The sequence below is a fragment of the Pantoea sp. USHLN256 genome (assembly GCF_037149875.1).
Classification (GTDB): domain Bacteria; phylum Pseudomonadota; class Gammaproteobacteria; order Enterobacterales; family Enterobacteriaceae; genus Pantoea; species Pantoea nemavictus.
On the sequence record NZ_JBBCQO010000018.1, the window covers coordinates 16,022 to 41,351 of the forward strand.

General features: G+C 56.6%; 24 protein-coding genes. 17 read left to right on the top strand and 7 right to left on the bottom strand.

Annotated features, from left to right (window positions below; all coding sequences use genetic code 11):
* Positions 1 to 24 precede the first annotated feature (24 nt).
* Together WFL93_RS23360 and WFL93_RS23365 are read right to left on the bottom strand one after the other, a co-directional pair.
* The gene (locus WFL93_RS23360) at positions 25 to 528 is read right to left on the bottom strand and encodes a CS1 type fimbrial major subunit (RefSeq protein WP_007891030.1); all 504 of its coding nucleotides are present in this window, start codon (positions 526 to 528) and stop codon (positions 25 to 27) included.
* 102 nt (positions 529 to 630) lie between these two features.
* Positions 631 to 1,428 (bottom strand): fimbrial protein, encoded by a 798-nt coding sequence (locus WFL93_RS23365; RefSeq protein ID WP_336779143.1) that lies wholly within the window; start codon positions 1,426 to 1,428, stop codon positions 631 to 633.
* A gap of 481 nt (positions 1,429 to 1,909) precedes the next feature.
* On the opposite strand from WFL93_RS23365, the gene WFL93_RS23370 reads away from it, so the two are divergent.
* From WFL93_RS23370 to WFL93_RS23405, 8 genes are all read left to right on the top strand, one after another.
* Entirely contained in the window at positions 1,910 to 2,773 is an 864-nt protein-coding gene (locus tag WFL93_RS23370; protein WP_049852502.1) for a hypothetical protein, read from the top strand.
* 177 nt (positions 2,774 to 2,950) lie between these two features.
* Positions 2,951 to 4,567 (top strand): ABC transporter substrate-binding protein, encoded by a 1,617-nt coding sequence (locus tag WFL93_RS23375; RefSeq protein WP_336779144.1) that lies wholly within the window; start codon positions 2,951 to 2,953, stop codon positions 4,565 to 4,567.
* 225 nt (positions 4,568 to 4,792) lie between these two features.
* Complete coding sequence (locus WFL93_RS23380) at positions 4,793 to 5,317, top strand: GNAT family N-acetyltransferase (protein WP_336779145.1); 525 nt, start codon at positions 4,793 to 4,795, stop codon at positions 5,315 to 5,317.
* 36 nt (positions 5,318 to 5,353) lie between these two features.
* Positions 5,354 to 6,967 (top strand): ABC transporter substrate-binding protein, encoded by a 1,614-nt coding sequence (locus tag WFL93_RS23385; RefSeq protein WP_336779146.1) that lies wholly within the window; start codon positions 5,354 to 5,356, stop codon positions 6,965 to 6,967.
* Between the two features lie 13 nt (positions 6,968 to 6,980).
* The gene (locus tag WFL93_RS23390; RefSeq protein WP_336779147.1) at positions 6,981 to 7,973 is read left to right on the top strand and encodes an ABC transporter permease; all 993 of its coding nucleotides are present in this window, start codon (positions 6,981 to 6,983) and stop codon (positions 7,971 to 7,973) included.
* The gene (locus tag WFL93_RS23395; RefSeq protein ID WP_007891014.1) at positions 7,970 to 8,803 is read left to right on the top strand and encodes an ABC transporter permease; all 834 of its coding nucleotides are present in this window, start codon (positions 7,970 to 7,972) and stop codon (positions 8,801 to 8,803) included. Before WFL93_RS23390 ends, WFL93_RS23395 begins: the two co-directional genes overlap by 4 nt.
* Positions 8,800 to 10,407, top strand: a complete 1,608-nt coding sequence (locus tag WFL93_RS23400) for an ABC transporter ATP-binding protein (RefSeq protein WP_336779148.1) — start codon at positions 8,800 to 8,802, stop codon at positions 10,405 to 10,407. Before WFL93_RS23395 ends, WFL93_RS23400 begins: the two co-directional genes overlap by 4 nt.
* A 10-nt stretch (positions 10,408 to 10,417) precedes the next feature.
* Positions 10,418 to 11,758 carry an LLM class flavin-dependent oxidoreductase gene (locus WFL93_RS23405; protein WP_336779149.1) on the top strand — a complete coding sequence of 447 codons (1,341 nt, stop codon included), beginning with the start codon at positions 10,418 to 10,420 and terminating at the stop codon, positions 11,756 to 11,758.
* A 777-nt stretch (positions 11,759 to 12,535) separates the two neighbouring features.
* On the opposite strand, the gene WFL93_RS23410 is transcribed toward WFL93_RS23405, so the two are convergent.
* Both WFL93_RS23410 and WFL93_RS23415 read right to left on the bottom strand, forming a co-directional pair.
* Entirely contained in the window at positions 12,536 to 13,321 is a 786-nt protein-coding gene (locus WFL93_RS23410; RefSeq protein ID WP_152929139.1) for a phosphate/phosphite/phosphonate ABC transporter substrate-binding protein, read from the bottom strand.
* Positions 13,218 to 14,285, bottom strand: a complete 1,068-nt coding sequence (locus tag WFL93_RS23415; protein ID WP_336779150.1) for a fatty acid desaturase — start codon at positions 14,283 to 14,285, stop codon at positions 13,218 to 13,220. The genes WFL93_RS23410 and WFL93_RS23415 overlap by 104 nt, the downstream gene beginning before the upstream one ends.
* Before the next feature lie 203 nt (positions 14,286 to 14,488).
* Here WFL93_RS23415 and WFL93_RS23420 point away from each other — a divergent pair, with 203 nt between their 5' ends.
* From WFL93_RS23420 to WFL93_RS23430, 3 genes are all read left to right on the top strand, one after another.
* A complete protein-coding gene (locus WFL93_RS23420) occupies positions 14,489 to 15,511 on the top strand; it encodes an LLM class flavin-dependent oxidoreductase (RefSeq protein WP_336779151.1) in 1,023 nt (340 codons plus the stop codon).
* A gap of 179 nt (positions 15,512 to 15,690) precedes the next feature.
* The gene (locus tag WFL93_RS23425; RefSeq protein ID WP_007891008.1) at positions 15,691 to 15,879 is read left to right on the top strand and encodes a type II toxin-antitoxin system HicA family toxin; all 189 of its coding nucleotides are present in this window, start codon (positions 15,691 to 15,693) and stop codon (positions 15,877 to 15,879) included.
* 17 nt (positions 15,880 to 15,896) lie between these two features.
* Positions 15,897 to 16,307 (top strand): type II toxin-antitoxin system HicB family antitoxin, encoded by a 411-nt coding sequence (locus tag WFL93_RS23430; RefSeq protein ID WP_336779152.1) that lies wholly within the window; start codon positions 15,897 to 15,899, stop codon positions 16,305 to 16,307.
* A gap of 60 nt (positions 16,308 to 16,367) precedes the next feature.
* Here the strand turns inward: WFL93_RS23430 and WFL93_RS23435 are convergent, their stop codons facing one another.
* The 3 genes from WFL93_RS23435 to WFL93_RS23445 all read right to left on the bottom strand — a co-directional run bounded on the left by WFL93_RS23435 (position 16,368) and on the right by WFL93_RS23445 (position 19,312).
* Entirely contained in the window at positions 16,368 to 17,195 is an 828-nt protein-coding gene (locus WFL93_RS23435; protein ID WP_336779153.1) for a glycosyltransferase family 8 protein, read from the bottom strand.
* An 18-nt stretch (positions 17,196 to 17,213) separates the two neighbouring features.
* Positions 17,214 to 18,596, bottom strand: coding sequence for a D-arabinono-1,4-lactone oxidase (locus WFL93_RS23440; RefSeq protein ID WP_336779154.1), 1,383 nt, complete (start codon positions 18,594 to 18,596; stop codon positions 17,214 to 17,216).
* Between the two features lie 74 nt (positions 18,597 to 18,670).
* The gene (locus WFL93_RS23445) at positions 18,671 to 19,312 is read right to left on the bottom strand and encodes a TetR family transcriptional regulator (protein WP_036621675.1); all 642 of its coding nucleotides are present in this window, start codon (positions 19,310 to 19,312) and stop codon (positions 18,671 to 18,673) included.
* 213 nt (positions 19,313 to 19,525) lie between these two features.
* Between WFL93_RS23445 and WFL93_RS23450 the strand changes: the two genes are divergently transcribed.
* The 6 genes from WFL93_RS23450 to WFL93_RS23475 all read left to right on the top strand — a co-directional run bounded on the left by WFL93_RS23450 (position 19,526) and on the right by WFL93_RS23475 (position 25,324).
* Positions 19,526 to 20,353 carry a MetQ/NlpA family ABC transporter substrate-binding protein gene (locus WFL93_RS23450; RefSeq protein ID WP_336779155.1) on the top strand — a complete coding sequence of 276 codons (828 nt, stop codon included), beginning with the start codon at positions 19,526 to 19,528 and terminating at the stop codon, positions 20,351 to 20,353.
* Between the two features lie 11 nt (positions 20,354 to 20,364).
* Positions 20,365 to 21,495: a methionine ABC transporter ATP-binding protein gene (locus tag WFL93_RS23455; protein WP_336779156.1), complete on the top strand. Its 1,131-nt coding sequence runs from the start codon at positions 20,365 to 20,367 to the stop codon at positions 21,493 to 21,495.
* The gene (locus WFL93_RS23460) at positions 21,476 to 22,135 is read left to right on the top strand and encodes a methionine ABC transporter permease (protein ID WP_007890997.1); all 660 of its coding nucleotides are present in this window, start codon (positions 21,476 to 21,478) and stop codon (positions 22,133 to 22,135) included. Before WFL93_RS23455 ends, WFL93_RS23460 begins: the two co-directional genes overlap by 20 nt.
* A 131-nt stretch (positions 22,136 to 22,266) precedes the next feature.
* A complete protein-coding gene (locus WFL93_RS23465; RefSeq protein ID WP_336779157.1) occupies positions 22,267 to 23,466 on the top strand; it encodes a M20 family metallopeptidase in 1,200 nt (399 codons plus the stop codon).
* Positions 23,467 to 23,477: 11 nt separating this feature from the next.
* On the top strand, positions 23,478 to 24,782 hold the full coding sequence (locus WFL93_RS23470) for an NtaA/DmoA family FMN-dependent monooxygenase (RefSeq protein WP_336779158.1): 1,305 nt from the start codon (positions 23,478 to 23,480) through the stop codon (positions 24,780 to 24,782).
* A gap of 197 nt (positions 24,783 to 24,979) precedes the next feature.
* On the top strand, positions 24,980 to 25,324 hold the full coding sequence (locus tag WFL93_RS23475) for a type II toxin-antitoxin system RelE/ParE family toxin (protein ID WP_336779159.1): 345 nt from the start codon (positions 24,980 to 24,982) through the stop codon (positions 25,322 to 25,324).
* Positions 25,325 to 25,330: the final 6 nt, after the last annotated feature.

The window sequence follows — 25,330 nt, forward strand, 5'->3', positions numbered from 1 at the left end:
AATCGATCAGTCAATTACGGCAAATTAACTCTGCGTGGTTGCCTGGGTAATTAACAGGCTAACGACACCGGAATAGGTGCCGGTTGCCAGCACGCCCGGCGTGGTTTGAGAGATTTTCAGCGGCAACACTGAGGAACCGTTCGTTGTGCCTGCTGGGAACAGCGAAGCATACGTCAATGGCGTCACGGTAGTGGTGATCGGTTTTAAATCCGCGCCCAACGTTACCGTTAATGGCACCGCCGTACCGGTGACGGTTTCGTTTAACTGCGCGGCGCTTACCAGCGCCACGTTAATATTGGCCGTTTGGGAGTTCGACCAGATTTTAGTATCCAGCGAATAGGTAGACAAACCACGACCCGGAATATATTGCATATTAATGGTGCCCGGTAACGCGGTGCCGTCCGCCTGCGTCATGTCTACTGTCGCATCGACGTTGGCATTCACCGTAATATCTTTTTGCACAGCCTGTGCGTTAAATGCAGCCGTTAACGCAGCAGCGATGACAAGTGGTTTAATTAATTTTTGCATTTGTAGCTCCATGAAAATCCGTGTACTGGCCTTAAATGACCGTCTCGATGGGAATAAACTGCTTCATAACAACCGGGTTGTTATTCGGTTACAACAGGCCGATCATTTACCGAGAACGTATTCGTTCATATTTCTCGTTTTTTGATCAACATATTTTATTCTGACTTGCTGGGCTAAGTTTAACTCTGCCGGCGTCCATGCCTTGAATTGCAGTGACTCATCGGGATAAACCGTGGCATGTTCTTTTCTCCACTGACAACTGTGGCTGGATTGTGGGTCAGAGCAAAGCGCGACCTCACGAATAACTACGCGCACCGTTCCTGAGTTTTTAATTTCACCCTTTGCTAAACGGCTGAGAGATAACAGCGGCGTTTGCGGTGGAATATGAACCAGCAAGCCCCAGACCAAACTGATGCCTAGCTGATTACTGATTTTATTTTGCTGGTGCATTTTATCTTTCAATTCGTCAGGGGCACCAACCGCCTCGAAGTACACACGCCAGGCGGTCTCTTTTTCCGGCGGTTGTAGTGAAATAAGGCGAATGATGCGTTGCGATCCTGAAGCCAATGCAAACTTATCCGGAGTGGCAATAAGTGAGTGTGAAATGGCATCTTTAACCAGCGTTTCTTTTTCGAACGGTGTTGCGGGACGCTCTATTCGCTTGATGCTGACGCGAATAAATTGCGCTTCACTGCTTTGCGATAACGTCTGAACCTGAGCCGCGCCTTGATTATTTAGCGTGACTTCCATCGGATAGACACTCATATTTGCCCATGCTGATGTGGCGAACATAAAAACTATGCTTATCAGAGGGTAAGTGAGTTTTTTTACGATATGACTATTGGAGAATATGCCAGTCATCACACCGCGACGCAGAGCCTGAAGAAGTGAATCGTCCATGATAAATCCTTATACAATCCATTAAACAATAGAGCGGAAATTCCCCATCCTGTACGGCTTGTCTATAAGCCAGGATGTGAAGATTAAACGGAATAACCGTGCGTTAAGAAAGTTCTCATACGCGCTTTGTTTAGTCACTGTCCATTTTTGTGGTTAATTTTTTTAAGATTTTTTGCAAGGTGAAGTTTTTTGAAAATAAAGTGGCCTAACGTAATGAATTGGCTGTAAAAACAGAAGGCTGTTTTGCCTTTCAGGAATTCATTAATCTTGCCTGAATAAAATCAGGCTTTACAAAAAATAGTCCGTTGATGTTAGGATTATGCTTAGAAGGGCAAAAAGACCCTCGCGGATATTTGAATATTTGCAACGTTTCGAATGTTGCCATATAGCAGGCTGAACGGTTATTCAACAGATCGCGAATAACCCGAAAGGCGTATGGTGATTATTTTTAAGTAAATAACCGGGCACGCAGAACAGCAATATGAAAAGCAAACAACAACTCACGCAGTTGATTTTTCAACGAGCGCAAGAGATAAAGTCGCATAAAAATATAGCGTTAGTCATGCAAAAGCATTACAAACTGCTGTTCAGGCTTTACCTGACTAAGCCACTCTATTTCAAAGCTATTTTTAAAGCGAATCGCTTTATTATTGGTTCGGCAATTATGGCGTACTTTTTCACTACCCATAAGCCAACGCTTTGTCAGGTAAAGGACTTCTGTAAGAAAACCGGACTAATCAGCAATAACACCATTGACTCGTTTTTACTCTTTATTCGGGTAAGTGGACGTATGGAGGTGGAAAAAGATGCGCAGGATAAACGTAAGTTAACCTACAAAGTGACAACGAAAGCGCTGGATGAAACCCGAGCTTTAATTAATACCATGATGATCCCCTATGGCATGTTGTATGAAGATTTTGATGTCTCAGCTTGCTTGAAAATGAAAACCTTCAAAACCGAGTATTTTAAAAAATACGCGGACATTACCCTCAATCATGTCTACTTATTCGATATGGTGCCGGAGAGCAAAGCATTCATTTTCCGCGATGCCGGGCATATGTTGCTGATGGATCTGTACATCGAAACCCTCAAGCAACAGAGTAGCGTGATTGAATACAACTACCTTAAAGCCTCCCTCAAATGCGGAGTGTCACGTTCGCATATAAAACGTTGTCTGCAGGCAGCCGAGGCTGTTGGCTTGCTGACGCTTGATGCAGCGAACAACAGTATTATTTTACATCTCTCGTTCATGCAGATGGCGCTGGATTATTTTGCCGTTTATATGGCCATGGTGGAGTATGGATTACGCGGTTTATCGGGCGTGCCTCCGTTAGCGGCGCGCTGATGCTGTAGCCGCTAAAGCCCAGACAACGCTATTATTGCTGAATTGCCATATTCAACAAATCGATTGCCACTATTGTCGTTTTACTTTTATTTGTCCGAATTTTAATAATTCAGCGGGAATTAAATCAGGCTTGCTGTTGGCCATTAATAAAATTTACCTGCAATCACCAAGGATAATATGAAAATAAATACAATAGCTCTGGCGCTGGGCTTCAGCCTGCTGGGAAGCGCGTTTAGCGTTGTGGCTGCCGATCGGCCCGTTAACGGCGGCAGCCTGACGGTCGGCGTCGAAACCGAACCGACCACCTTTAATCCACAGCTCAACGGCCAGGATAAGGCCGAAATTACGCTGCGTAACTTCTGGGAATCGCTGCTGGCACGCCGTCCGGACGGCAGCTTTGTGCCCTGGCTGGCGGAAAGCTATCAGGCCAGCGAGGATGGCAAAGTGCTTCGCTTTAACCTGCGTCGCGACGTCACCTTCTCTAACGGTGAAAAATTTGATGCCAACGCCGTAGCCGACAATTTCCGCCAAACCCAGGTGGCGCAATACTGCGCCGGCACCAGCTTGTGCCTGATGGGTTCGCACATTGATAAGATTGAAACGCCTGACGATCACACGGTGGTCATCACGCTGAAAGCGGTCTATTCGCCGTTCCTCTCCTTCGCTGCGGGCTTGCAGATTCTGGCACCGGCCAGCTGGAAATCGCCGCAGCTGAAATCGGGTGGCAAAGATCTGGCGGGGACCGGGCCGTTTATTCTCGACAGCTATGAAAAAGGTCAGCAGGTCACTTACGTTAAAAACCCGAAATACAACTGGGCGCCCGCCACCGCTAAACATCAGGGACCGGCGTATCTCGATCGCGTCACCTATCGCTTTCTGCCGGAATCGTCGGTGCGCACCGGGGCGTTGCTCTCCGGCCAGGTGGATGCCATTGAAGGGATTTCGGGCAACGATGCTGGAGAGTTCAAAGACAATGCAGACTTCACCTATCAGCATGCACTGAATACCGGCACGCCCTATTCGCTGTTCCTCAACGTGGAATATGGCCCGACGCAGGATGTCAAAGTGCGCCAGGCGCTGTTGCAGGGATTGGATATTGATCCGCTGCTGAAGTCGGTGTATCGCGGTGAACGCACGCGCGCGTGGGGCATCACTTCGCCTATTGATCCGCTCTACAATAAAGAGCTGGAAGGGAAGTACGGCAACAATCCGGCGGCGGCCAACAAGCTGCTGGATGACGCCGGCTGGCAAACGCGCGATGCCGAAGGCTTCCGCAGCAAAGAGGGCCAGCGTCTGCGCATTGAGCTGATTCAGGCGCAGGCGACAGTGCGCGATCAGCGCGATGTGCTATTGCAGGCGATTCAGGCGCAGGCGCGTCAGCGTCTGGGCGTGGACCTCAAGCTGAACTATGTCGACTCCGGTACCTACGCCGACGTGCGCAAAAGCGGCAAGTTCGGCACCATCGCCAACTCCAACACGCCGACCGATGGCGTGGACATCGAAAACCACTATCGTCCGATTGCGCAAGGCGGCGCAATTAACTACAGCCGTGTCAACGATGCGCAGATCAATGGCCTGCTGGATCAAGCCGCCAGCACGCTGGATCTTAAACAGCGCCGCGATTTCTATAGCCAATTGCAGCAGGTGGCGTTGCCGCAGCTGGCGCTGGCCGTGCCGCTGTATGAACCGGAAGATCAGTTAGCCACCGCCAGCTACGTGCACGGTTACGGTTTCCGCAGCTACAAGCAGATGCCAGAAAGCGTTTACGATGTGTGGCTGAGTAACATTAAATAATCGCACCTATTCGTAGCGGCGCAAATTATTGCGCTCAGTTGATTTTAAAAGTCAAAACAGCGCAATAAATTGCGTCGCTACGATATGGGCATTAATTAACTATTATCATTTCCCGCTAAATAATTGCATTGCCATATTCAACAAATCGATTGCCGTTATTCTCGGTTTACTTTAATCCGCCGGATTTTAATACTTTCCGCAAGATTGATTAAGAGAACGGAAAATATGAGCCAGCTGATTGAAGTCGCTAAATCTGAAGACGCCGAAGAGGTTTTTGCCCTGCTGCAGCGTGCCTATGCCGCGCTGGTGGCGCTGGATGTGCATTTCACCATTTCGCAGGGCAACGTCGAGCAGGTTCGCCGCGTCATTGAACAGGAAACGGTGCTGGTGCTGCGCAAGTGGAAACGCGCGGTCGCCACGGTGACGGTGCGTTTTCCGTGGCAGCAGGATGAACATGCGCCATCAACGTTGCCGTTCATTCACTGGTTCGCCGTCGATCCCGATTACAAAGGTCAGGGTTATGGTCGTGACATCATCACCTACGCCGAAGAAACCTTGCTGAAGCAGATGCTGAAAGCGCCCGGTGTCTATCTGGCCACCGCCACTAAACATCCGTGGCTGAGCGAACTCTATCTGCGCCGTGGCTATCAACCTTTCCATCACCGCACCAATCCCTTAGGCGAAGCGCTGGTATTTCTGAAAAAGGAATTCAACCCGCCAGCCGAGCAACCCATCGCCAAAATCGCCTGAACAACTAAAAAAACACCTGCAACCTTCAAGGATCTTATGAAAGCGAATTCAATCACTCTCGCGCTGGGTGTGGCCTGCCTACTGGGAAGCGCATCATTATTGGCTGCCGAGCAACCCCGCAGCGGCGGCAGTTTGACGTTTGGTGTGGAAACCGAGCCGGTGCCGTTTAACCCGCAGCTGAATGGGCAATCGAAAGCCGAAGTCACGCTGCGTAACGTCTGGGAATCGCTACTGGCGCGACGTACTGACGGCAGCTTCGTGCCGTGGCTGGCGGAGAGTTATGAAGTAAGCCCTGACGGTAAAACCTATCGCTTTAGCCTGCGCCGCGACGTTACCTTCTCCAACGGCGAGAAGCTCGATGCCAACGCGGTAGCCGAGAACTTCCGCCATGTGCAGGACGCAAAATACTGCGCGGGCAGCAGCATCTGCGCCCTGGGCGCGCGTATTGCCAGCGTGGCGACGCCGGACGATCACACCGTGACCATCACGCTGAAGCAGGGCTATTCGCCGTTCCTGTCGTTTGCCGCCAAACTGCAGATTCTGGCACCGGCCAGCTGGAACTCGCCGCAGCTGAAAGCGGGCGGCAAAGAGATTGCGGGCACCGGACCGTTCATTATCGAGAGCTACGAAAAGGGCCAGCAGGTCACCTTCGTGCGTAATCCTCACTACAACTGGGCGCCTGCCACCGCAAAGCACCAGGGCCCGGCCTATCTGGAACGCGTGACTTATCGCTTCCTGCCGGAATCCTCGGTGCGCACCGGCGCGCTACTTTCTGGGCAACTTGACGCGATTGAGGGAATTTCGGGCAACGATGCCGGCGAATTCAAAAACAATCCTGACTTTACCTATCAGCACGCTCTGAATACCGGCACGCCGTATTCGCTGTTTCTCAACGTGGAGTATGGCCCAACGCAGGATGTGCAGGTGCGCCAGGCGCTGCTACAGGGATTGGATATCGATCCGCTGCTCAAGTCGGTGTATCGCGGTGAGCGCACCCGCGCGTGGGGCATCACCTCGCCGGTCGATCCGCTCTACAACAACGATCTTGAAGGTCAGTACGGCAACAATCCGGCGGCGGCCAACAAGCTGCTGGTTGACGCTGGCTGGCAAACGCGCGATGCCGAGGGTTTCCGCAGCAAACAGGGCCAGCGTCTGAGCATTGAGGTGATTCAGGCCCAGGCGACGGTGCGCGATCAGCGTGATGTGCTGCTGCAGGCGATTCAGGCGCAGGCGCGTCAGCGACTCGGCGTGGAGATTAAACTGCGCTACGTCGATTCCGGCACCTACACCGAGGTGCGCAACACCGGCCACTTTGGTTCAATTGCCAACTCGAATACCGAAACCGACGGCATCGATATCGAAAATCACTACCGTCCGGTGACAGCGGGTGGACCGATCAACTACAGCCGCGTCAACAGCCCGCAAATCAACGGCTGGCTCGACCAGGCCGCCGCCACGCTGGACATCAATCAGCGCCGTAAATTCTACAGCCAGCTGCAGCACTATGCGCTGCCACAGCAGGCGCTGGCGATTCCGCTGTATGAACCTGAAGACCAGATCGCCACCGCCAGCTATGTGCACGGTGCCGGTTTCCGCAGTTTTAAACAGATGCCGGAGAACGCGTACGACATCTGGCTCAGCGACCACTGATCAGGAGGCGAAGATGAGTCTGGAAAGCATTGTCACCCGCACGCCACGCGCGCGGCGGCCATCGGTGTGGCGTAGCGATTTAACGCGCCGCATTGTCAGCCGTCTGCTGGGCGGCGTACTGGTGCTGTGGGCGGCGGTATCGCTGGCTTTTCTCGGCGTGCATCTGGCGCCGGGCGATATTGTCAGCCTGCTGATTGGTGAGCAGCTGCGCACCCCGGCAATTGAGGCGGCGATCCGCGCCGAATGGGGCCTGAACGAGCCGCTGTGGTGGCAGTATCTGCACTACATGTGGCGCGTGCTGCACGGCGACTTTGGCCGTTCTTATATGCTCAACACGGAAGTCAGCCATCTGCTGGCAACGCAGTTATGGCCCACCATCAAACTGACGCTGGCAGCGCTGCTGGTCAGCATCCTGTTTGCGGTGGTGATTGCCGTCGGCACAGCGCATCGGCGCATCGGCCGCCGCATCGCTAACGCGTTTGAACTGCTGTTGGCCTCCACGCCCTCGTTCTGGATGGGCATTGTGCTGCTGTTTATTTTCAGCTTTACGCTGCGCTGGTTCCCGGTGGCGGGCGATCGCTCGCTGTCGTCGCTGGTGCTGCCGGCACTGGCGCTTGGCCTGGCGCAGGGCGCCGTGATTGCCCAGCTGCTGCGCCGCGAACTGGAGCGCGCGCTGGATGCGCCGTTCACCTTGACGCTGCGCGCGTGGGGCGTAGGTGAAAGCACCATCCGGCTGCGTCACGCGCTGCGCCATGCGGCGCTGCCGGCAGTGACCTTAACCGGCTGGCTGGTGGGCGGCTTACTCAGCGGTGCGGTGATCACCGAGCAGGTGTTTGGACGTCCCGGGCTCGGTAAATTAACGGTGGATGCGGTGTTGGCGCAGGATCTACCGGTGGTGTTGGCGGTGGCGATTCTGTCGGCGCTGATCTACGTGGTGATGAGCACCTTAGTCGACATCCTGTCGCTGTGGATCGATCCCCGTCTTCGTGGGGAGAGCAAATCATGATTGCCGCGCTGCAACGCCTGCCGGTTGCTCTGCCCGCCGCGGTATGGGCTGCCATTCTGTTTCTGCTGGTGCTGGCTGTCGCGGTGATCGCGCCGCAGTGGCTGGCGCATAGCGATCCACTGCTGGCCGATCCGGTCAACGCCCAGCTGCCGCCGTCGGCGCAGCACTGGCTCGGCACCGATCAGCTCGGACGCGATCTGCTCACGCGCGTGATTTATGGCAGCCGCTATTCGCTGCTGATAAGCGTAGCGGCAATGGCGCTGGCGGTGGTGTTCGGCACCTTGCTCGGGCTGGCGGCCGCGCTGGCGCGTGGCGTGGTTGATGAGCTGCTGAGCCGCGCAGTGGATGTGATTTCCGCCTTTCCCGATCTGCTGCTGGCGCTGATGCTGATCGCCTTTACCGGCCCCGGTACGAATAACCTGATCATCGCGCTCGGTGTGGCATCGGTGCCGCGCTTTGCCCGCGTGGTGCGCGCCCAAACCTACAGCGTGATGACGTCTGGCTACGTCGAACAGGCGCGCACCTTTGGTTTGTCACGCTTTACGCTGATCACCCGCCATATTCTGCCGCACGCCATTGCGCAGGTTCCGGCACTGGCGACGCTCGGGCTTGGCACCGCGATTATCGGCACTGCCGGCTTGAGTTTTCTCGGCATGGGGCCGCAGCCGCCAACCGCTGAATGGGGCCTGATGCTGGCGGAAGGGCGCAACTATCTGCGTAATGCCTGGTGGATTGCGGTGTGGCCGGGCGTGTTCATCACGCTGACGGTGATTGCGGTTAACACGCTGGGCCGTTACTGGCAGGCACGTTTTGAAGGACGCTCAGCATGAGTCAGCCATTTATTGATATCCACAATCTCTCGATTCGCTTCGGTCCACAGCAGGTGGTGAAGAATCTCAGCCTGCAGGTGGCGGCGGGAGAATCGGTGGCGCTGGTGGGGGAGTCCGGATCCGGCAAAACCCTCACCGCGCGCAGCCTGCTCGGCCTGTTGCCGGAAGGGGCCATCGTCACGGCCGACCGATTCACCATCGACGGGCGCGATATGCGCCATGCCAGCCGCAGCGACTGGCGCGCGCTGCGCGGTCGCCGCATTGGCTATGTGCTGCAGGATGCGCTGGTGTCGCTCGATCCGCTGCGCCGCATTGGTCAGCAGCTAAGCGATGCGTTAAGCGCCGTCGGACATCGCGGCAATCTGCAGGATAAAAGCATCGAATTGCTGAAGGCGGCGGGCATTCACGATGCGGAGAGCCGACTGGAACGTTATCCGCATCAGCTTTCGGGCGGCCAGCGTCAGCGTGCGCTGATTGCCACCGCGCTGGCGGGTACGCCGACGTTATTGATTGCCGATGAACCGACCACCGCGCTGGACATGACGGTACAGCGCCAGATTCTGCAGCTGCTGGCGCAGCGGCGGCGTGACGGGCACGGCCTGCTGTTGATCAGCCACGATTTGGCGGTGGTTGCCGAGTTGGCGGATCGCGTGCTGGTGATGCGTGATGGCGAAGTGGTGGAGCAGGGCCACAGCGGCCCGCTGCTGCAACGCCCGCAACACGCCTGGACACAGCGTCTGCTGCGTGCGGTGCCGACGCCCGCCACGCGCGGTTTACGCCTGAGCGCCGCCGAGCCAACGCCGCTGCCGCCACGGCCGCAACGCAGCCACGCGCCGCTGCTGGAAGGCATCGGCCTGCACAAAGCCTACGGCGATCGACTGGTGCTAAATGACATTAACTTCACGCTGCATGCCGGCGAAACGCTTGGCGTAGTCGGTGAATCCGGCTCGGGTAAAACCTCGCTGGTCAAAGTGGTGATGGGCTTAACCGAACCCGACAGCGGCACGCTGCTGCTGGAAGGTGAACGCTGGGATCGTCTGCCGGAGAAAGCGCGCCGCGCCCGGCGTGCGCGCCTACAGCTGATCGCGCAAGACCCGTTCAGCTCCTTCGATCCGCGTTACACGGTGGAAAAAATCATCGGTGAAAGCCTCGACAGCGTCGGTATTTATGGCGATGCGCGACGTCAGCGCGTGCGCCAGCTGCTGGACGAAGTGCAACTCGGCGACCGCTTTCTGCAGCGCTATCCGCAGCAGCTGTCCGGCGGGCAGCGCCAGCGCGTGGCAATAGCGCGCGCTTTTGCACCTAATCCGGCGCTGCTGGTGGCCGATGAGCCGGTAAGCGCGCTGGATGTTTCGGTGCAGGCGCAGGTGCTGGATCTGCTGGCCGATATGCAGGCTGAGCACGGCACCGCGCTGCTGTTTATTTCGCACGATCTCGGCGTGATCCAGCACCTCGCGGATCGCGTGCTGGTGATGCAGAACGGACAAGTGGTGGAGAGCGGGGCGCTGCAGCAGGTATTCGCCGCGCCGCAGCATCCGTGGACGCAAAAACTGTTACAGGCGCTGCCGGTGATTCCCGACTGGCAGCCCGCACACGCATATTAAGGAGAGCAGAATGAGTCAAACACAACGCCAGCTGCGACTGGGCGCGATTATTCAGGGCGTATCCGGCAACATGTCGGCATGGCGTCATCCCGATGCGGTGGCGGATGCCAGCATCAACGTTGATTACGTGCTGGATCTGGCGCGTAAAGCGGAGCAGGCAAAGATCGATTTCCTGTTCGTCGCCGACGGCTTGTACATTACGCCGCAGTCGATTCCGCACTTCCTCAATCGCTTCGAACCCATCACTTTGCTGTCGGCGCTGTCGCTGGTGACGAAAAACATCGGTCTGGTCGCCACGCTCTCCACCTCCTACAGCGAGCCGTTCACCGTGGCGCGCCAGTTCGCCAGCCTTGACCACCTTAGCGGCGGTCGCGTCGGCTGGAACGTGGTGACATCGCCACTGGAAGGTTCGGCGAAAAACTTCTCACGCAGCAGCCATCCGGAGCACGACGAGCGCTATCGCGTGGCCAGCGAATATTTGCAGGTGGTCAAAGGGTTGTGGGATTCGTGGGAGGGCGATGCGTTTGTGCGAGATAAGCACAGCGGCGAGTTCTTCGCCGCCGACAAGCTGCATACGCTGAACCATAAAGGCCAATATTTCTCGGTGCAGGGACCGCTGAACGTCGGGCGTTCGCCGCAGGGACGTCCGATTGTGTTCCAGGCGGGCGCGTCTGAAGCGGGTAAAGCTTTCGCCGCCGAAGCCGCCGATGCCATCTACACGCGCCAGGAAACGCTGGAGCAGGCGCGTGAGTTCCGCGAAGACGTGCGCCGTCGTCTGGTGGCGCGCGGCCGCGATGCGGATGATATTCGTGTGTTTCAGGGCATCAGCGTGATTATCGGTGAAACGGAACAGGATGCCGAAAGCCGCTATCAGCAAACTGCCGAGCTGGTGACCATCGATAAAGCGCTGGAGTATCTTGGCCGCTACTTTGAGCATCACGATTTCAGTCAGTACGCGCTGGATGAACCCTTCCCGGATATTGGCGAATTGGGCGCGAACAGCTTCCGCAGCACCACCGATAAGATTAAACAGAATGCGCATGCTCGCGGCTTAACGCTGCGCCAGACGGCGCTGGAGGAGGCCACGCCGCGCCCGAGTTTCCTTGGTACGGCAGAGCAGGTGGCGGACGGGCTGGCAGACTGGTTCCTGGCCGGCGCCACCGACGGCTTCATCGTGCGCGGCGGCACGCCAACGGCGTTTGATGATTTTGTGGCGCAGGTGATTCCACTGCTGCAGGCGCGCGGTATCTATCGCAATGAGTATGAAGGCGAGACGCTGCGGGAAAATCTCGGGCTGGCCGAGCCAGAGAACCAGTTCGCGGTGCAGCGCGGAAGTCAGCAGGTGGCGTGATGTTTGCCCGGTCGCCATAAATGGCGTAATGCTCGTCAGTTAAGCAGCGTACTGGCATCGCAGGGGTTCCGCCCGCTAAGCATCCGGCAGTTTCAGAATGTGTGAAGCCGGCGGCCGGGCTAAGGTCCGAAGGCGCGGACCTTAGCAATCCGCGCCTGCGCCGTCCTCGCTGTTCCCTCGCTTATCACTCCGGCCTGACGGACCGCGCGGATTCGCCATCCCTGGCTCATACCGCGCTTTCGCCGACGTCGTGTCGGCTCATCCTGGCCGTCACTCTGCGCTCGGCGCTGCGGATAGCGCCCAACACCATCGCCTGTCATTACCGTTTCTGGTTTGAAATTTTGCTGGCTGAAGATTTAGGGCTACCTGGTCGCCATAAATGGCGACCCTACAGGCGGTACAGCGATGATGATTCAGGAATAGGCATTGCTGCTGCAGCGCGCGCGTTGAGGCGACATCCCAACCCGCTGAGCGAGTGAGGGATTCCAGGGCGAGCCGCAGGGATGCGGCGAGAGGCGGCGCTGAGCAGGAGCGAATCGCCGCCGGTCCGTCAGGAATCGTGAAGGAGCGAAGGCACCGCGTAGCGGCGGGATGGGCTGGCGCAGGGCCCGGGAGTGAAGAGGGCGTGGCCCAGACGCCCTCTTCTCGGTCGCCGCACGGCGTAGATGAAACTGCCTCAGCCGATGGCGAACGAAAGTCGCTCAGCGCTTAACTGATCGGCATTACGCCATAAATGGCGACCCTACTGTAGGGTGCGCATTCATGCGCACCTGGACATTACAACGTCGTTACGCCGTGCACCTCGGCGTAATCTTTCCACGCTTTTACTTCAGCATAAAACGCCCGATCGGTGACGCTAAACCCGCCAATCAAACTCTCATCCAGCAGATCCTGATAACGCCGATCGCTGGTCAGTTCCTTCAGCGCACTGCGCAGTTTCACCAGCGTTGCCGCATCGGTTTTGGCGGAGGTAATCAGCGGCAGCGCGGCGCACAGCGGCGTTTCGCCGATAATCTCCAGTCCCGCCAGCTCCTCCGGGAAATTGCGGCGCAGCAGCGCCCAGGTGATGCAGTCGATGGCGGCGATATCCGCCTGGCCGCTACGCAGCGCTGCCAGCGATTGCCGATGGCTGCCGCTAAAGTGGGTTGCGCTAAAGAATCTGCCAGCGTGCGCGAGCGGCGCAATCACGTAGCGCAGCGCATTAAAGCCGGAGTGAGAATCGTTGCTGTTGCACACCGCGCGCCGTCCGCGAAAATCACTCAGCATCAGCTGCTCGTCTTCGCGGCGCGCTACCAGCCAACTGCGATAGCGCAGTCCGTCGCAGCCTTGCGCGCTTGACTGAAAGGTACCAACCAGCTGCACATCCGGCAGCAGTTCGACCAGCGGATAGCCGCAGGTTTGGCTCAGCAACACATTGTCATCACGCCAGTGCGGCAGTAAATCCTGCGGCCACGCGACCTCAGCCGGCACGTCGCGTTGCTGCAGCAGCGTCGTTAGCGCTGCGGTCAGGCCGACGGTAGCCTGATGATTGATGTCGTACATCGGTAACGAAATGATGGGCATCCTGTGCATCCTTTTGCGTGCCCGGATGGGCATTAACCTCGACCGATTTGCGCCAGAAGCGCGTCAACCATTCGCCATAACCGGCGACGCGAAAACCGTGATTACGGACATGGTAGCCATCGCGATACAGCAAATAGACTTTGCGCAGGCCATACCACGGCAAACCGGGCAGATCGTGATGTACAGAATGATAGTTGAGATTGAGGAACAGCAGGCGCCACGGCAGCGCAGCTTCGTTATTCACCGACCGTGCCAGCGGTTCTTCTTCTGCGCGATGTTCGTAGAATGAGCGCACTTTGGTCAGCATCAGCGCCGGATAACTTACTGCCAGCACCAACCACAGCGGCGAGAAGCCCTGCTGCATCATCCAGTAAAACAGTCCGCTCAGCAGTGTGAAATGGCTGATCCACATCGCCATGGCAGGCTTATCACGTTGACTAAAGGCGTTTACGCAGGTTTTGATGGTCGCGGCCATGTCCAGCAGCGGACCCAGCAGCAAACGCCCGGGAAAGGTATTGCGTAGATGAATCACCTGCTGCTGCCACGGCTTGAGCTGCGCCCAGCGTTGCGGCGCAAGGTAATAGGTTTCAGGATCTTCGTCGGGATCGGTCAGGGTGTGATTACGATGATGCGCCAGATGCGAATCACGATATAGACCATAGGGATACCACACCGCCAGCGGCAGCGTGCCGAACAACTGGTTGAGGCGGGGAAAGCGCGTTGGATGGCCGTGAATCAGCTCGTGCTGCAGCGACATATACCAGGTAGTGAAAAGGATCAGCAGCAGCGTGCTGGCGGTTAATCCCAACGTTTGCCAGTAGATGACGCTGGCAAACCAGCCGCTATAGATCACCACCATTAATAGCCATGTCGGCAGCTCGCTGCGCCACAGCCAGCTGCGCGCCAGTTGATGTATCACCTCGCGCTGTTGCGTATTGAGATAAGCCGCTGTCCCTTTACTCATACCTACTGAACCTGCTCAAGTGGGAATATGCCGCCAAAGATGATTGATAACGGTGATCATCACAAAGAATCTCTTTTTCTTACTTATGCAAAAAAGTTGATGAAGCGCGCGAAATCTATTGGCTATCAGTCATCTCGGGTCTGGCGTAACCTTGCTGCATTGAAAACGTTCGGGCCTGCGTGGCTCACGAGGAGAATTTCAGCATGAAAAATATTGGCTTTTTATCCTTCGGTCACTGGACGCCGTCATCGCAGTCCGCCACCCGCTCGGCGCAGGACGTGCTGCTGCAATCGATTGATTTAGCGGTCGCTGCCGAAGAGTTGGGTGCCGATGGCGCCTATTTCCGCGTGCATCACTTTGCCCGGCAGCTTAGCTCGCCGTTCCCGCTGCTGGCGGCGGTGGGTGCGCGTACTAAAAAGATCGAAATTGGTACCGGCGTTATCGATATGCGTTACGAAAATCCGCTGTATATGGCGGAGGATGCGGGCGCGGCGGATCTGATCTCCAACGGTCGTCTGCAGCTTGGTCTGAGCCGTGGTTCACCGGAGCAGGTGATTGAAGGTTATCGTTACTTTGGTTTTGATCCACAGAACGGTGAAAGCGATGCCGATATGGGGCGTCGTCACACCGAAGAGCTGCTGGAAGTGCTACGCGGCGAAGGTTTTGCCAAACCCAATCCGCAGCCGATGTTCCCGAATCCGCCGGGCTTGCTGCGTCTTGAGCCCTTCTCGGCCGGTTTGCGTGAGCGTATCTGGTGGGGATCCGGTTCCAACGCGACATCGATTTGGGCGGCACAGCAGGGCATGAATCTGCAAAGCTCTACCCTGAAAGATGATGAAACCGGCGAGCCGTTCCATGTGCAGCAGGCGAAACAGATTCGCGCCTATCGCGCAGCCTGGGAAGCCGCGGGACATCAACGCACGCCGCGTGTCTCGGTGAGCCGCAGTATCTTTGCGCTGACCAACGACACCGACCGCGCCTACTTTAGCCGCAGCGGACAGGATCAGGATTCGGTTGGTTTCCTCGATGAGAAAACCCGCGCCATCTTTGGCCGCAGCTACGCCGCCGAGCCCGATAAGTTGATCCAACAGCTGGCGCAGGATGAAGGCATTGCCGAAGCCGATACGCTGCTGTTGACCATCCCGAATCAGCTCGGCGTGGATTACTGTGCGCACGTGATTGAAAGCATCCTCACCCACGTCGCGCCCGAGTTAGGCTGGCGTTAAGTCTCCAGGTGCGCAGCAGTGCGCACCTGACCTGAAACTGCGCTGTGTTGCGTAGGGTTGCCATTCATGGCAACCCGATGACGTAAAGTGCCACTATTTATAACCCCAATAACTCTTAACTTGTGTTAAAGAGTTATTGGGGTTATTTTTATGCTTTCAGGACGCAGTAAGGCAAGCGCATGGATAGCAGATCATTAATGGCCGAGATTAAGGCCGATGGTTGGGAACTGATACGCGTCAACGGTAGCCATCACCATTTTGTTCATCCGGTTAAAAAGGGACTGGTGACGATACCGCATCCGAAAAAGGATTTGCCCATCAAGACGGTGAAAAGTATCAGGAAACAAGCCGGCCTGACTGTCCATTAAATTGAAAGAGGTTACGTATGTTTTATCCGATTGCGATTGAAGCTGGCGATCACACGACTGCATTTGGCGTTACCGTACCGGATTTACCCGGCTGTTTTTCTGCGGGTGAAACGTTAGAAGAGGCAGTGAAAAATGCCAAAGAGGCGATTATCGGTCATTTGGAGTTGCTGGTGGAATTAGGCCAGGATATTCCGGCAGTTTCCGATCTTAAATCACTGATGAAAGATGCGGAGTATGCCGGTTATGTTTGGGTGCTGATTGATGTGGACGTCACGCGGATTCTTGGTGGGTCTGAGAAGATCAACGTTACCTTACCGAAGTTGCTAATTGATCGTATTGACCGTTGCGTGGCAACACATCCGGAATTCAAAACCCGTTCCGGTTTTCTGGCGCAGGTGGCGCTGGAACGTATTGCGAAAACTCGCTGAACGTAAACGGCATCGGGTCGCCATTCATAGCGACCCGATGCGCGTCCTACAACAGCAGAATTATTCCGCTGCTAACTCCCACCACAGCTTATCCAGCGCGTAGTAACGGTCGCGCTCAGCTTCGGGTTGATTCAAATCGCGCTTCCACGGTTTGGCCAGAATGAAGTGCAGATTCTTCACATCTTCTTCGCGCCACATCGCGCTGTGCTGGAACGGCAGGGTTTTCAGCGCATTGTAGATGTAGGGCAGCGGCAGCCAGCGATTTTCGAACACTTCATTGAGCAAATCCTGCTCGGAGAAGGGATAACGGCGCAGATCGCTAATCTCCGCCACTTTCTCTTGTAACCACTTAAACACCGACAAATCAGGCTTCAGCACCAGGAAGCCGCCGTTGAGATAGCGATCGAGCGTGGACGGGGCCGGTTCGCCGCGATCCTGCCACGTATAGTGACAATTCTCCGGCTGCCAGCTGGCCGGATAACTGGCGATTTTATTCGGATTGCAACGACAGGCGTGACAGGCCGCCAGCGCATGCTTGCCGAGATCGAGCGTGAACAGCTCGTCCATATTGCGCAGCACCAGCATATCGGCATCCAGAAACACCACGCGCTCGCAGTCGACCAGCTCCCACGCGCGCAGCTTGCTCCACACTTCGCCAAATTGCGCCGAAGCGTAATGCTGCTCTAGCTCGGCATTGGGCATCAGCGGTTCAACCGGATGGATCACGCAGCCAAGCGCCTGTAACGCTTCGCGCGTTGCCAGATCGATAGCATCTGTCACCATCACAATCAGCGGCCAGCGTGTTTCGCTGCGTTTCAGCGAACGATGCAGCGCTTTCACACCAATAAAATAGTCAGGCTGCGTTAACAGCGTTACCCATGCAAACATGGTTTCTCCCCTTCAAACTTAATCAAACAAAGCAGTGACATAGTCATTGCTAAAACGGCGTTGTGGATCGAGCTGGTTACGCACTTCACGGAAAGCGTCCCATTGCGGATAGATATCGCGCCACTGGTAGCGCTGGGGATCGTAATATTTGCCCCAGTGCGGGCGTCCACCTTCGGCCGCCAGCAGCTTCTCCACTTCGGTAAGAAAGTGCAGGCCATCTTCCGACAGCGAGCCATCATCGGCGTAATAGACCACAAAGCCGAAGAAGCAGGTGGCATGCTGGTAAGCCGGGCTGAGCCAGGCTTCAGACGCGCCGGTACAGCGCAGGATAATCGGGTAGTGCATATGCGGATGGTTCTCGGCATACCACGCTTTAATCTTGCTGATAATCTGCGGCGTTTTCTCCAGCGGCACGCCGATCTCCACGTTGATTTGCGGCACGGCAATGCCACGGCAAAACAGCTGATAGATATCGCCGCTGATGTCGGTAAAGTCGCGGAAGCGCGTTACGGTGCGGAATTGTTTGCCGCCTTTGCCGTGAATCTGCGTGTCACGATGCATCTGCGCCAGCGTCTGGTCGATGGTGTCGTTCAGGCTGCTGTCGGTATCGTCGCCGTGCTCAATCACGTCGCGCTGATTGGCATACCAGGCTTGCGTCTCTTCATCGCTGGCCTGCTGTGCATTCCACACATGCATCAGATTGTCATCAACAAACCACCAGGCTTTGCTCATCTCATATTGCTGATTCCACGCGACCAGATCCTGCTCCAGCGTATCGGCAGGAACAGCGAACTTGTGGCAGGTAAACAGGCGGAAAGGGCGCGTACGCAGCGTAACGGCGGTCACGATGCCCAGCGTGCCGAGTGAAACCTGTGCCGCCGCGAAATCAGGCTCGCCGCGTACAAATTCACGCACGCTGCCGTCAGCCAGCACCATACGGATGCGCAACGCTTCATCGGCCAGCGAGCTTTGGCCTAAACCCTGGCCGTGGGTGCCGGTCGCCATTGCGCCCGCCAGCGTTTGCACCGCAATCACACCAGGCGAGGACGCCAGCATGCGATCCATATCGGTCAGCGCGCTATAGACCTGCTCCAGCGGGGTGCCGGCAGCAAAGGTCACGCTATCCGCATCTTGCGCCATCACGCCGTTAAAGGCGCTGAGATCCAGCAACAGATCCTGCTCATCCACGCCCAGCATACGACCGGGTGATAGACGACTGCCCAGCACGCGCACGTTGCCATTGGCGCTACGCAGCAGTTGTTGTAACTCCGCTTCGTTTTGCGGCTGCTGTAACTGACTGCGCTGACCAACCACCGTGTTCTGCGCCCAGTTCCACAGAGCGCTGTCCTGGTCGGTGTTGTGCGTATGGCGTAAGGGATAAAGGTGGGGGTCTTTGTTCACTACGGCGTTCCTTAGTCTGAGGTCTGTGACGGTCCCAAGCTTTTAAGCGTAGACCATCACAGCGAGGCCGCAGACTACGGGGCTTTGCGCACATACCGCAAGGTGGCGGTGACCGCTAACTGCCGATTACGGCGGATGCTGTCCTCCTCGCTATCGTTTGGCGTGAACAGCGTATGAAAGGTGTAGCGATTGGAAACGTGATGCACACAAATGCTGCTGAGCAGGCGGTGCACATCGACGGTATCCAGCTCCTGAATAAACAGCCCCTGCTGCTGACCGCGCGTCAGGATGTCGTCGAGCACATCAAGCGCACTCTTATTCAGCGTTTTAATGCGTTCCGATTGCATGATGTAGCGGCCGCGCAGCAGGTTTTCGGTACACACCAGCCGCATAAAATCCGGATGCGAAACATGATAATCAAAGCTGGCCTCCACCAGTTTGGTCATCGCCAGCTCCGGCTCCATCGCCGCCAGGTTCAGGCCGGTTTCATGCTGACGAATCGCCTGATACACCTGCTCCAGCACCTCGATATAGAGCTGCTCTTTATTGCCGAAGTGATACACCACCATGCGTTTGGTGGTTTGGGCGTGCTCAGCGATCTGCTCCAGCCGCGCGCCCTGCATGCCGAACTCGGCAAACATTTTCAGCGCACCGGCGAGGATGCGTCTCTTGAGCCCTTCAGGGTCATTTTTTCGTTTGGTTATGGTGTCCGACATAGCGCTCAGTAACAGGTCAATCAAAAGGGGAAGGATAACACAGCCATTTTCGCGCTTGTGGCGATGCGAGCGGCGTTATGCCTTTATGCATTTCAGGAATAGCATTCCCGAATAAATCATAATGCAGGAATAAGCAACTGCGTATACTGCGGTCATCTGTCGTTACGACAGCTTATTTTGACTCGCGCAATTATAACGATTGGGAAACATTTTATGCACACACGTTTGGCCTCGGTAAAAAATAAATTCCTGTTAACCGCCAGCGCTTTGCTGCTGGCGAGTGCGGCGCTGTCGCCATTGTCCATCGCGCATGCGGCGGATAAAACCTCAATCAAAGTCGGCATTATGAGCGGCGAAGATGAAGATGTCTGGCGCGAAGTCATCAAGCAGGCAGCCAGCAAAGGCCTGACGGTGAAAACGGTCATCTTCAACGACTACAACCAGCCGAACGAAGCGCTACAAAACGGTGAGGTGGACGCCAACGCCTTCCAGCATCAGCCGTTCCTGAATAACCAAATCAAGGTGAATCACTACGATATCGTACGCGTGGGCGATACAGCCGTCTGGCCGATTGGTCTCTACTCGAAGAAAGTAAAAACGGCCGCCGAGCTGAAAGAGGGCGCGGTCATTGGCGTGCCAAACGATCCCTCCAACGAAGCGCGCGGCCTGGTGCTGCTGGAGCAGCAGGGGCTGATCAAACTGAAACCGGGCGTGGGCATCGCGGCGACCACCGCTGATATCACCGCTAACCCCCATCACCTGCAAATCAAAGAGCTGGATTCCGGCATCATTGGCCGCTCTGTTCCCGATCTGGATGCTGCGGTGGTGAACACCGACTGGGCGCTGAAAAGTGGCCTGACCGCCGCAGACCGCATTGCCCAGGAGCCGGTAAAAGATAACCCGTATAACAACTTCATTGCGGTGAAGAAAGAGAACGTCAGCGCGCCATGGGTGAAAACGCTGGTCTCTTCTTATCAGAACGATGCTGTGAAGACCGTGTTTGACAAGGTCTACAAAGGCACCGGTGAGACAGCCTGGTAAGGAACAGAAAGATGACGCTATTCTCAGCAGCCGAAACGCCCTTTAACGCTTTAACGCGCGGCGTGGCCGACAGTACGCATGATGAGGCGCAGGTGACGTTTCGCAACAGCACCAGCGTGGTGCGCCTGCAAGGTGTGTCGCGGCGCTTCGGACAGACGCAGGCGCTACGCGATATTTCGTTAACGGTGCAGAAAGGCGAAATTCTTGGCCTGATTGGGCGCAGCGGGGCGGGGAAATCCACGCTAATCCGCTGTCTTAACGGGCTGGAGCAACCTGATGAAGGCGTCATCGAAATCGAAGGCCGGAACATCACCGGCCTGTCAGAAAAACAGTTACAAACGGTGCGCAGCCGCGTCGGCATGGTGTTCCAGCACTTCAATCTGCTGTCGGCGAAAACCGTGGCGCAGAACGTGGCGCTGCCGCTGAAAATCGCTGGCATGGATAAAGCGCAACGCCAGCAGCGCGTGGCGGAACTGCTGGAATTGGTGGGATTAGCGGACAAAGCGCAAAGCTATCCGGCGGCGTTATCCGGCGGTCAGAAACAGCGTGTCGGCATTGCGCGTGCGCTGGCGGCCAGTCCGGCGCTGCTGCTGTGTGATGAAGCCACTTCCGCACTCGATCCGGAAACTACGCGCTCAATTCTGGCGCTGCTCAAATCTCTTAATCAAAAACTGGGCATCACTATTCTGCTGATTACCCACGAGATGGAGGTGATCAAATCTGTCGCGCATCGCGTGGCGGTGATTGATGCCGGGCACATTATCGAACAAGGTCCGGTGTGGCAGGTGTTTGCTCATCCGCAATCGGCGCTGACGCGCACGCTGCTGCGTGGCTTGTTGCCGCAGCTACCGGAAAACCTGGCCGCGCGCGTGAGCGATCAACCGCAGGGTGAAGCCATCTACAGCGTGCACTTTGCCGGCGACGATGCGCAGGGCGATCTGCTGACGCGTTTTGCCGCGGCGCTGCCGGGCAAATTCCGCCTGCTGCAAGGCGGTGTCGATCATATCCAGCACTACGCGGTGGTGCGTTTCTTTATCGCGCTCCCGGTGGCGAATACCGCCGATGAGCAACAGATTCTCAGCTGGCTGCACGCGCAGCAGGCACAAGTGGAGTTGGTAGGTTATGTCGCCAGTCATGATTGATTTACTGCTCAATGCGCTGGGCGAAACGGTATTGATGACCGCCATTTCCGGCCTGTTTTCGCTGCTGGCGGGCTTGCCGCTCGGCCTGATTCTGGTGATGACCAGCCCCGGCGGCATTGCAGAACACCGGGCGATCAATCGCGTGCTTGGCCTGGTCATCAACAGCTTCCGCTCGCTGCCGTTCATTATTTTGCTGGTGGCGCTGATTCCCTTTACCCGCTTCCTGGTAGGGACGTCGCTCGGCACCTGGGCGGCGATTGTGCCGTTGTCAATTACCGCAACACCGTACTTCGCACGCGTGGCGGAAGTTTCGCTGCGCGATGTCGATCGCGGCTTGATCGATGCGGTACGCGCCATGGGTGCCAGTAAACTGCGCATCGTCTGGGATGTGCTGATCCCGGAAGCGCTGCCCGGCATTCTTTCCGGCTTTGTGGTCACGCTGGTGGCGCTGATTGGCGCTTCAGCAATGGCCGGTGCGATTGGTGCGGGCGGGCTGGGCGATCTGGCGATCCGTTACGGTTATCAGCGTTTTGAAACCTCGGTGATGATCGCGGTTATCGCGGTGTTGATTGTGCTGGTATGCGGCATTCAATGGATCGGCGACCGCCTGGTGCAGCGCATTGATAAGCGTCATGCGTAGCCAGGTGCGCACCAATGCGCACCCTACAACACCGCTATCTGCCGTCATTCCGCATCGCCCATTCCGCCATCGGCCCCGATTCACCGTAGGGTCGCCATTTATGGCGACCGCATAGCAAAAGGAGAATGACTATGACGCTGAACGCCCTTCAGCTCACGCTTGAAAACAGCCTCGAACAGCACAGCGCCGCCTATCTCAAGGTCTCGCAGGCGATATTTCAAAACCCCGAAACCGGCAACAACGAGTATTTCGCCAGCGAACAGCTGACACAGCTGCTGACGGCGCAGGGTTTCGACGTCACCCGTAACGTCGCCGGACATGAAACCGCCTTCTATGCGGTGAAGCGCAGCAGCAAACCTGGCCCAACCATCGCTTTTCTGGCGGAATATGATGCGCTGATCGGTATCGGACACGCCTGCGGCCACAATCTGATCGGCACGACCAGCGTGGCGGCAGCAATCACACTTTCTCAGGTACTGGAAGAAACCGGTGGCCGCGTAGTGGTGCTGGGTACGCCAGCCGAAGAGGGCGGATTAGCCGGGCCGGGCGGCCCCAAAGGCAACGTGAAGAAACGCTTTGTCGAAGCCGGATTGCTGAAAGAGGTCGACGTGGCGCTGATGGTGCATCCCGCCGGTAAAACCCGCTTGACCGAGTCAACGCTGGCCAACAATCACCTCTATTTTCATTTTTACGGCAAGCCATCGCATGCCGCCAGCGCGCCGCATGAGGGCATTAACGCGCTGGATGCCTTGGTGCTGCTGTACAACGGCATCAGCGTGCTGCGCCAGCAACTGCCCGACGGCGTGCGCGTGCACGGCATTATTACCAACGGCGGTCAAGCCCCGAACGTGATCCCGGAATATGCTTCGGCGCATTACTACATTCGCGCCGACAGCCGTGACGTTGTCGAATCACTCGAACCGCGTCTGCGCGCTATCGCTGAAGGCGTGGCGCTAGCCACCGGCGCGCGCGTCGAGATTGATCATCAAATTGGCCCGCGCGATTTCAAACTCAATCCAGCGCTGGATGCGCTGCTGCTGGATGAGTTTAGCGCCGCAGGCGAACAGGTTGATCTGTCGCCACAGAAGAACAAAGTGTCGACCGATGCCGGTGACATCAGCCATGCGGTGCCGACCGCGCATCCTTGGCTGAAAATCGGTCCTGACGATCTAATTTTCCACACCTTGCCGTTCCGTGAAGCAGCGAACTCAGAACGCGGCTATCAGGCGCTATTGATTGGCGCGCGGGTACTGGCGCGTACCGGCTTACGTCTGCTGACCGATGCGGATGCATTAACCAACGTCAAAGCGGATTTCGCGCGCCAGCCATAAAGGAGAGTGTTGTGTCGCAAACCTATCGCAGAAAATTGAAAACGCTGGTCGGCGCCAGCAGTGTTATCTCCGCCGCCAATGATGCTCAGCCAGGCGTCGGCATGGCACGCGCCATCGAACTGGCGAAGATTGCAGAACGCGAAAAGATTACCGGGCTGTTCACCGCCGATTTACTGCAAGCCGATCCGGCGGGGTTAGCCGGCACCACCGGCACCCAGGATCCGCTGATTGCGCTGGCGGCGTTGAGCCAGGTGACCTCGCACATCGGCTTGATTGCCACCGTCAGCACCAGCTGGCTGCATCCCTACAATCTGGCGCGTCAGGTCGGCACGCTGGATCACATCAGCGGTGGACGTGCGGGCTGGAACGCGGTGACGTCTTCGGTCGGCGAAGAGAACTTTGGTGAGAGCCAACTGCCGCCACCGCAGGAGCGCTACGCGCGCGCCACTGAGTTTATTGAGGTCATGAATGCGCTATATGACGCCAACGAGCGCGCGGCGGTGCAGCGCACTGCCAGCGGCGGCATCCGTCTCGATCACCGCAAGCTGCATCCGATCAACTATCGCGGCGACTATTTCCAGGTGGCGGGCCCGCTCAACGTGCCACCACCACCGCAGCGCCGTCCGGTGCAGTTCCAGGCGGGCCAGTCTGAAGCGGGCGTGACGCTTGGCGCACGTTACGCCGAAGTGATTTACACCTCGCAGCCAACCTTTGAGGCCGCGCAGGCGTTTGTCGCCGATGTGCAGCAGCGCGCACGACGTTTTGGTCGCGAACACAATCCGCCGCTGATCATGAATTCGTTCCACGCCATCATTGGTGACAGCGACGCCGATGTGGCGCGTCGTTTACGCGATAAGCATGAGCGCATCAACTTTGAACAAGGCAGATTACGCGTGGCAGATATGCTGGGCGGAGAGGTCGATCTGCGCGATGCGCCGCTTGACCAACCGCTTGCGGCAGCATTGATTCCCGAGTTGTCACAGGTGCATCGCCGCCAGGGGCGCGCGGCCATCTTCCGTGGCTATGCGCTGGAAGGATTGACGTTGCGCGAGCTGATCATTAAAGCCGAAGAGACCGGCCACTGGTTTGTCGCTGGCACGCCGGAAACGCTGGCGGATGCCATTGAACAGCGCTATCGGGCCGGCGTGCTGGATGTGATTTCACTGCACGGCCTCGGGCAGCCGGACCAGCAGGATTTACTGCTTAACGGCCTGCTGCCGGAACTGCGTCGCCGCCAACTGATAGATACGGATTATGTGGGTAATGATTTCCGCAGCAGTCTGGAGCTGGCGGATTTACCACGCGACATCGATTAATCAGTGCTGTTTATCGTGCGGTGCGCATTAATGCAATGCGCATCTTGCTATTGGTCGCCATAAACAGCGACCTTTCATTTTGGAATCTATCTCCACACTTCTATTCACCCCTAATGCATCTGTTGTCTAATCACGCCACACTACGATTATCGCTTTACACCTATATAGTATTTAACCTATATTGATGAGAGGTAATTGTGTGGAGGATTGAAACAACCGACAGATTTGATCGCTGGCTGATGTCGCTTGATGATACTGACCGAGCTTGTGTGCTGGCAGGGCTTATCGTTTTGCGAGAGAAAGGTCCGGGTCTATGCAGACCTTACGCAGATACGATTAAAGGTTCTCGTTATAGCAACATGAAAGAACTGCGAGTACAGAGTAAAGGCGATCCTATTCGGGCATTCTTCGCGTTCGACCGTTGGCGGACAGGTATTGTCCTTTGTGCTGGCTGCAAAGTAGGCAATGAAAAGCGCTTTTATGCTGAGATGATTCCATTGGCCGACCGAGAGTTTACCGAGTACTTAGATAACAAGAGATGAAAAGGA

Coding starts and splice junctions, on each gene's coding strand:
- WFL93_RS23360 (WP_007891030.1), bottom strand. CDS start 528: ATGCAAAAATTAATTAAACCACTTGTCATCGCTGCTGCGTTAACGGCT.
- WFL93_RS23365 (WP_336779143.1), bottom strand. CDS start 1,428: ATGGACGATTCACTTCTTCAGGCTCTGCGTCGCGGTGTGATGACTGGC.
- WFL93_RS23370 (WP_049852502.1), top strand. CDS start 1,910: ATGAAAAGCAAACAACAACTCACGCAGTTGATTTTTCAACGAGCGCAA.
- WFL93_RS23375 (WP_336779144.1), top strand. CDS start 2,951: ATGAAAATAAATACAATAGCTCTGGCGCTGGGCTTCAGCCTGCTGGGA.
- WFL93_RS23380 (WP_336779145.1), top strand. CDS start 4,793: ATGAGCCAGCTGATTGAAGTCGCTAAATCTGAAGACGCCGAAGAGGTT.
- WFL93_RS23385 (WP_336779146.1), top strand. CDS start 5,354: ATGAAAGCGAATTCAATCACTCTCGCGCTGGGTGTGGCCTGCCTACTG.
- WFL93_RS23390 (WP_336779147.1), top strand. CDS start 6,981: ATGAGTCTGGAAAGCATTGTCACCCGCACGCCACGCGCGCGGCGGCCA.
- WFL93_RS23395 (WP_007891014.1), top strand. CDS start 7,970: ATGATTGCCGCGCTGCAACGCCTGCCGGTTGCTCTGCCCGCCGCGGTA.
- WFL93_RS23400 (WP_336779148.1), top strand. CDS start 8,800: ATGAGTCAGCCATTTATTGATATCCACAATCTCTCGATTCGCTTCGGT.
- WFL93_RS23405 (WP_336779149.1), top strand. CDS start 10,418: ATGAGTCAAACACAACGCCAGCTGCGACTGGGCGCGATTATTCAGGGC.
- WFL93_RS23410 (WP_152929139.1), bottom strand. CDS start 13,321: ATGCCCATCATTTCGTTACCGATGTACGACATCAATCATCAGGCTACC.
- WFL93_RS23415 (WP_336779150.1), bottom strand. CDS start 14,285: ATGAGTAAAGGGACAGCGGCTTATCTCAATACGCAACAGCGCGAGGTG.
- WFL93_RS23420 (WP_336779151.1), top strand. CDS start 14,489: ATGAAAAATATTGGCTTTTTATCCTTCGGTCACTGGACGCCGTCATCG.
- WFL93_RS23425 (WP_007891008.1), top strand. CDS start 15,691: ATGGATAGCAGATCATTAATGGCCGAGATTAAGGCCGATGGTTGGGAA.
- WFL93_RS23430 (WP_336779152.1), top strand. CDS start 15,897: ATGTTTTATCCGATTGCGATTGAAGCTGGCGATCACACGACTGCATTT.
- WFL93_RS23435 (WP_336779153.1), bottom strand. CDS start 17,195: ATGTTTGCATGGGTAACGCTGTTAACGCAGCCTGACTATTTTATTGGT.
- WFL93_RS23445 (WP_036621675.1), bottom strand. CDS start 19,312: ATGTCGGACACCATAACCAAACGAAAAAATGACCCTGAAGGGCTCAAG.
- WFL93_RS23450 (WP_336779155.1), top strand. CDS start 19,526: ATGCACACACGTTTGGCCTCGGTAAAAAATAAATTCCTGTTAACCGCC.
- WFL93_RS23455 (WP_336779156.1), top strand. CDS start 20,365: ATGACGCTATTCTCAGCAGCCGAAACGCCCTTTAACGCTTTAACGCGC.
- WFL93_RS23460 (WP_007890997.1), top strand. CDS start 21,476: ATGTCGCCAGTCATGATTGATTTACTGCTCAATGCGCTGGGCGAAACG.
- WFL93_RS23465 (WP_336779157.1), top strand. CDS start 22,267: ATGACGCTGAACGCCCTTCAGCTCACGCTTGAAAACAGCCTCGAACAG.